General features: G+C 73.1%; 6 protein-coding genes. 2 read left to right on the top strand and 4 right to left on the bottom strand.

Annotated elements, in window-relative coordinates; all coding sequences use genetic code 11:
• Positions 1-20: 20 nt before the first annotated feature.
• The 4 genes from AOK15_RS11215 to AOK15_RS11200 all read right to left on the bottom strand — a co-directional run bounded on the left by AOK15_RS11215 (position 21) and on the right by AOK15_RS11200 (position 3,246).
• Positions 21-1,196, bottom strand: a complete 1,176-nt coding sequence (locus AOK15_RS11215) for an SGNH/GDSL hydrolase family protein (protein ID WP_055515452.1) — start codon at positions 1,194-1,196, stop codon at positions 21-23.
• Between the two features lie 13 nt (positions 1,197-1,209).
• On the bottom strand, positions 1,210-1,788 hold the full coding sequence (locus AOK15_RS11210; protein ID WP_055515450.1) for a TetR/AcrR family transcriptional regulator: 579 nt from the start codon (positions 1,786-1,788) through the stop codon (positions 1,210-1,212).
• A 121-nt stretch (positions 1,789-1,909) separates the two neighbouring features.
• Positions 1,910-2,524 (bottom strand): DedA family protein, encoded by a 615-nt coding sequence (locus tag AOK15_RS11205; RefSeq protein WP_055515448.1) that lies wholly within the window; start codon positions 2,522-2,524, stop codon positions 1,910-1,912.
• Positions 2,521-3,246: a class I SAM-dependent methyltransferase gene (locus tag AOK15_RS11200; protein WP_055515446.1), complete on the bottom strand. Its 726-nt coding sequence runs from the start codon at positions 3,244-3,246 to the stop codon at positions 2,521-2,523. Before AOK15_RS11200 ends, AOK15_RS11205 begins: the two co-directional genes overlap by 4 nt.
• Before the next feature lie 132 nt (positions 3,247-3,378).
• Here AOK15_RS11200 and AOK15_RS11195 point away from each other — a divergent pair, with 132 nt between their 5' ends.
• Both AOK15_RS11195 and AOK15_RS11190 read left to right on the top strand, forming a co-directional pair.
• Positions 3,379-4,587 carry a sensor histidine kinase gene (locus AOK15_RS11195; RefSeq protein ID WP_079058415.1) on the top strand — a complete coding sequence of 403 codons (1,209 nt, stop codon included), beginning with the start codon at positions 3,379-3,381 and terminating at the stop codon, positions 4,585-4,587.
• Positions 4,588-4,589: 2 nt separating this feature from the next.
• Complete coding sequence (locus tag AOK15_RS11190) at positions 4,590-5,240, top strand: response regulator (RefSeq protein ID WP_055515444.1); 651 nt, start codon at positions 4,590-4,592, stop codon at positions 5,238-5,240.
• Positions 5,241-5,339 lie beyond the last annotated feature (99 nt).

Below are 5,339 nucleotides of genomic sequence, written 5' to 3'. Positions count from 1 at the left end.
GGCCAGGGGGCCGCTGCCCTTCAGGGTGCGAAGGGGCCCTCGGCGGTGAAGGCGCGGGCGGCGAAGCGGCGGCCCATGAGCCGGTGGGTGGGCGCGTCCGGGTGGAGGTCGTCGGGGAGGGGGTGGGCCTCGGCGTCCTTCTCGCCGTACAGGTCGCGGCCGTCCAGGTGGTGGAGGTTCGGGTCGCTCTTCGCCCGGTACGCGACCAGGCGGGCGAGTTCGGCCCGGATCACCTCCAGGTTGAGCTTGCCCAGGGGCACCTCCGCGGGGTCGCCCATGGCGCGGAAACGCAGGTGGCCCTCCCCGATGCCGGAGAAGTCGGGGGCGCAGGGGCCGGGGGTCGTCTCGTGGATGGGGCACAGGATGGGCGAGACGACGAGGAGGGGCGTCGTGGGGTGGCCGTCGCGGACGGTGTCGAGGAAGCCGTGGACGGCGGGGGCGAAGGCCCTCTGGCGCATGAGGTCGTGGTTGACGATGTTGATGCCGATCTTGAGGCTGATCAGGTCGGCGGGGGTGTCACGGATGGTGCGGGCGGTGAACGGGTCGAGGAGCGCGCCGCCGCTGAAGCCCAGGTTGATGAGTTCGACACCGCCGAGGGACGCGGCGACGGCGGGCCAGATCCCGGTGGGGCCGGTGGCGTCGGAGCCGTGGCTGATCGAGCTGCCGTGGTGCACCCAGGTCCGGCGGCCGGGGTCCGGGGCGGGCTCCACGGGGGCGTCGGTGCGCAGCGCGACCAGTTCGGTGGTCTCGTTGTGCGGGAGCCAGATCTCGACGGTCTTGTCGGTGTCCGGGAGGTCCGTGAAGCGGACGGTGCCCGGAGCGCCCGGTTCGCGCTCGGTGGTTCCGGCCGTCATGTCGATGGTGAGGGTGTGGCCCGAGGTGACGCTCCCCCGGCCCGTCGGGACGCCGTCCACGAGCAGCTCGTAGACGCCGTCCGGGCGGGGCGGGGCGCCGACGTAGTTCCGCTTGGTGGGCAGGGTGTCGAGTTCGACGGTGGTCGCGCGGGTGCGCAGCACCAGGCGTACGCCGGAGGGCTGGGCCTCCGCCATGGCGAGTTGGGGGTCGGAGCACTGGGCGCGGGCGCGTGCGGGGAGCCGGTGCGGGAGCAGACCGTGCTCGGTGCGCTCCAGGTCGAGGGCGCCGCGCAGCAGGTCGGCCGTGAGGGGGGTGCTGATCCAGTGGTCGTCGGTGTGCATGCCTCACCTGGGGTCAAGGAGCGGAGGGTGCGGGCCAGTTGCGCAGCAGCGCGTCGAGGGCGTCGAGCAGCCGGGTCCAGGTCTCCTCGGAGTCGGGGAGGCTGTGGCTGAACCCGCCGCCGAGTTCGAGGCTGACGTAGCCGTGGAAGAAGCTGCCGAGCAGCCGGACGGCGTGGGTCTGGTCCGGTTCCTCCAGGTCGTAGCCGCGCAGGATCGCCCGAGTCATCCGGGCGTGTCGGACGCCCGCGCTGGCGGCGGCCGTCTCGGGGTCGAGCCGCATACGGGCGGCGGTGGCGCGGCCGGGGTGTTCGCGGGCGTAGTCGCGGTACACGTTCGCCATGGCGGCCAGGGCGTCCTTCCCGGCGCGTCCGGCGAGCGCGGCGGCGCCACGGTCGGCGAGTTCCTCCAGGGCGAGCAGGGCGATACGGGTCCGTAGGTCGTGGGAGTTCCGCACGTGCGAGTACAGGCTGGCCACCTTGACGTCGAACCGCCGGGCCAGCGCCGAGACGGTCACCTCGTCGAACCCGACCTCGTCGGCCAGCTCCGCGCCCGCCCGGACGAGACGTTCCGGGGTGAGCCCCACCCGCGCCATGGTCTTCCTCCCATCGAGTGGGATCGATTATGGAGTTTCCTAAAGGTATTAGGCAATCAGGCATGGGATTTAGGTTCGAGCAGCCATGGGCTTTAGGTCGCGTACCGGATCCCTCGGACGGTCACGCCACCCCTTCCTCCTGCCCCGGTCTGCCGCGCCGCACCGCGAGCACGACCGCGGTCGCGATCAGGACGAGGAGGGCCGCGGCGGGGCCGGCCACGGTGAGCAGGTACTGGAGGGAGGAGGCGGCCGCGTATCCGACCGAGGCCTCCGCGGTCGCCCAGGCGCAGGCCGCGGTGACGCTGTACGGGGCGATGCGGTGGTAGGGCACATGCGCGGCGCCCGCGCAGTGGGGGGCGAGGGTGCGGACCACGGGAATGAAACGGGCGAGGAGGACGGCGCGGCCACCGTGGCGGTCCATCAGCGTCTCCGCCCGCGCCCAGACGGCGGGCGGAACGCGACGGCCCGCCGCGCCGGTGCGCAGCCGGTCGGCGAGGAACCGGCCGGTGCGATGGGCGAGGAAGTCACCGGCCACGACGGTGCCGGCCGCCGCGACGATGATCAGGAGCAGGCTGACGTGCCCGGTCCGGGCGAGCGCGCCCGCGGTCAGGAGCAGGGTCAGGGTGGGGATGAACGCGCCCACCAGCAGAACCGACTCGGCCAGCACCGCCGCGGCCACGACCGCGTAGACCGCGACCGGCGGGAGGTGGCCCAGGATGTCGGCGACGGCGTTCACCGACGCGCCTCGGCGAGACGCCGCTCGGAGGATTGCGCGGACACGCGGGGCCGACGCAGGTGCCAGACATGGGCGGGGGGCAGGTTGGCCCAGACCGTCCAGCGGCCGGTGGCGTGGGCGCGCTGGTAGGCAGCCATGACCTCGTCCACCGCTGCGTGACGGCGTGCTTCGGCCCGGGAGGCGGTCAGGGCGCGTGCCCTGCGGGTGCCGAGGTAGGCGAAGTAGGTGAGTGTGCCGCCGGGATGCAGCAGGTCCAGGTAGCGGGCCATGATCCGCTCGACCTGGTCGGGGGCGAAGTTGGTCAGCGGCAGGCCGGAGACGATCACGTCGTAGCGCTGGTCGGTGTCCAGCTCCTCGACGAAGGTCTCGTGCACGCGCACCCGTCCGGACGTCGGGACCAGGTCCGGGTGCCCGGCGACCAGACGGCGCAGCTGGGCGGCGAAGCGGGGGTTCGCCTCCACGATGTCCAGGCGGCTGCCCCGGGAGAGTTGGGGGATCAGGGCCCGGGTGACCGGGCCGGTGCCGGCGCCGACCTCCAGGACGGCGAGCGGACGGGACCCCTGGGCCCGGACGGGATCGGTCAGGGCACGGGCCAGGGCCCTGCCGCTGGGGGCTATCGCGCCGGTGGTACGCAGATCACGGGCCGCTTCGATCAGGAACATCCAGCGGTCGGCCTGCCGTTGCGCCGGAACGCGTTCGGGGGAGGTGCACCAGTCATCCATGCGGACGACGCTAGAAATCGCCGCGCGGCGGCGAATCCGCCGTTCTCCCACGGCTTCCCCCTACGAAAGTGGGGGGTACGCGTCGCCGGTCGTCGAAGGACGCCCGGCGGATGCCTGCCTAGGATTCCGACGGTGAACAGCAGCAAGATTCAGGCGGGGGTGGTGGCCGTCGGGCGCGGCGCGACCGTGACATTCTTCGCCGCCGTCGCCGCGTTGAACGCCGTGCGGTTTGTCAGCGACGGCCGGTATGTGGTCCCCATCAGTGCCTCGGCCGTGGTGTGCGCGGTGGTGCTGCTCGTGCCGCGGCTGCGGTGGCCCGTCGCACCCCTCGTGGTTGCCGCGGTCACCGCGTGGTGGGGGTGGATCGGCACACTGCTGATGGCTGTCGTCCTGTACGACCTGGCCGCGGCCCGCCGGACGCGAGCGGCGGGCCTCTGTGTCGTCGCGGTGCTGGGCGCCAACCTCGTCGGCTATCCGCCGACCCGGTTGTGGCACCAGCAGCAGTACATCACCGCACTGTTCATATGGGCTTTCGCGTATGTCGTCGGCCTGTGGATCGGTAGCCGCCGACGTCTGGTGCGGGCACTGGCGGCCGACGTGGAGCACCTGCGTGTCGAGGCACAGCTGCGCGAGGAGGCGGCGCGGGTCGCGGAGCGGTCCCGGATCGCGGCGGAGATGCACGACGTCCTCGCCCACCGGCTCAGCCTGATCGCCCTGCACACGGGCGTGTTGGCCACCCGTGGTGACACCCTGCCCGAGCCGGTCGCCGAACGACTGGCCCTGCTGCGGGGCGCCTCCACGGAAGCGCTCACCGATCTGCGGGGTGTGCTCGGTGTGCTGCGTGCTCCCGGCGCCGCGCCGCACGGCGCCGCACCCAACCGTGCCGGTGCCGTGCCCGCGCCGGTGCCCGGCGATGTCCGGCAGCTGGTGGACGACGCCCGTGCCGCCTCCCAGTCGGTGGTCCTGACGGTCCACGGTCGGCCGGAGGACGCGCCCACCACCCACCGTCTGGCCGTGTACCGCATCGCGCAGGAAGCCCTGACCAACGCCCGCAAGCACGCCGACGGCGCCCCGGTGACCATGACGGTCGACTACCGGGCGCCGGCCACCCTGGTGGAGGTCACCAACCCCGCCGGTCGCCCCGGACCGACGGCGACCGTCGGCTCCGGCTACGGGCTCGTCGGCCTGCGCGAACGCGTCAGCGCCCTCGGCGGCCATCTGACCGTGGGGCCGGCCGGCGGGGGCTCCTGGCGCCTGGCCGCCCGCCTCCCCCACCCGGCCGACAGGGAAGAGAACGGCACGGAAGAGAACAGCACCGAAGAGAACGGCACTCCCGCATGAGCATGATCCGCGCGATGATCGTCGACGACGACGCCCTGGTCCGCCTCGGCCTGGCCGACCTGCTCGACAGCGACCCGGAGATCGACCTCGTCGCCCAGGCGGCCGACGGCCTCCAGGCCATCGAGCAGGCCGGCGCCCACCGCATCGACGTCGCCCTGGTCGACGTGCGCATGCCCCGCATGGACGGCATCACCGCCACCGCCCGGCTGAGGGCACTGCCCCACCCGCCGAAGGTCATCACCCTGACCACCTTCGACCTCGACCAATACGTCTACGACGCGCTCGGCGCCGGAGCCGACGGCTTCCTCCTCAAGGACACCGACCCCGCCGAGATCCTGCGCGCCGTCCATCTGGTGGCCGCCGGATCCGCGATGCTCCACCCCACAGCGGCCCGCCGCCTCATCGACCGCTACCACGCCACCACCCGGCCCCAGGCGGTCCAGGCCCAGGCCCGCGTCGACCGGCTCACCCCCCGCGAACGCGACGTACTCGCCCTCCTCGCCCGGGGCGACACCAACGCCGAGATCGCCACCCGCCTCACCATGCGCGAGAGCACCGTCAAGGCCCACGTCAGCCGCATCCTGACCGCACTGGACGTCAGCAACCGCGTCCAGGCCGCGCTCATGGCCCGCGACGCGGACGTCACCCCCTGAGTCGGCCGCGCGGTGGCCGGCGGTCAGGCCGTCAGCGGCTGCACGGGGCCGGCCGAGCAGTCCGTGAAGCGCCTTGGCCCTAGTAGTGGTTGGTCAGGT

This window comes from Streptomyces ossamyceticus (assembly GCF_001418475.1).
GTDB classification, from domain to species: Bacteria; Actinomycetota; Actinomycetes; order Streptomycetales; family Streptomycetaceae; genus Streptomyces; species Streptomyces ossamyceticus.
Note: the sequence above shows the minus strand (reverse complement) of the source record. Positions and strands in the feature narration are given on the sequence as shown.

Coding starts and splice junctions, on each gene's coding strand:
- AOK15_RS11215 (WP_055515452.1), bottom strand. CDS start 1,196: ATGCACACCGACGACCACTGGATCAGCACCCCCCTCACGGCCGACCTG.
- AOK15_RS11200 (WP_055515446.1), bottom strand. CDS start 3,246: ATGGATGACTGGTGCACCTCCCCCGAACGCGTTCCGGCGCAACGGCAG.
- AOK15_RS11210 (WP_055515450.1), bottom strand. CDS start 1,788: ATGGCGCGGGTGGGGCTCACCCCGGAACGTCTCGTCCGGGCGGGCGCG.
- AOK15_RS11190 (WP_055515444.1), top strand. CDS start 4,590: ATGATCCGCGCGATGATCGTCGACGACGACGCCCTGGTCCGCCTCGGC.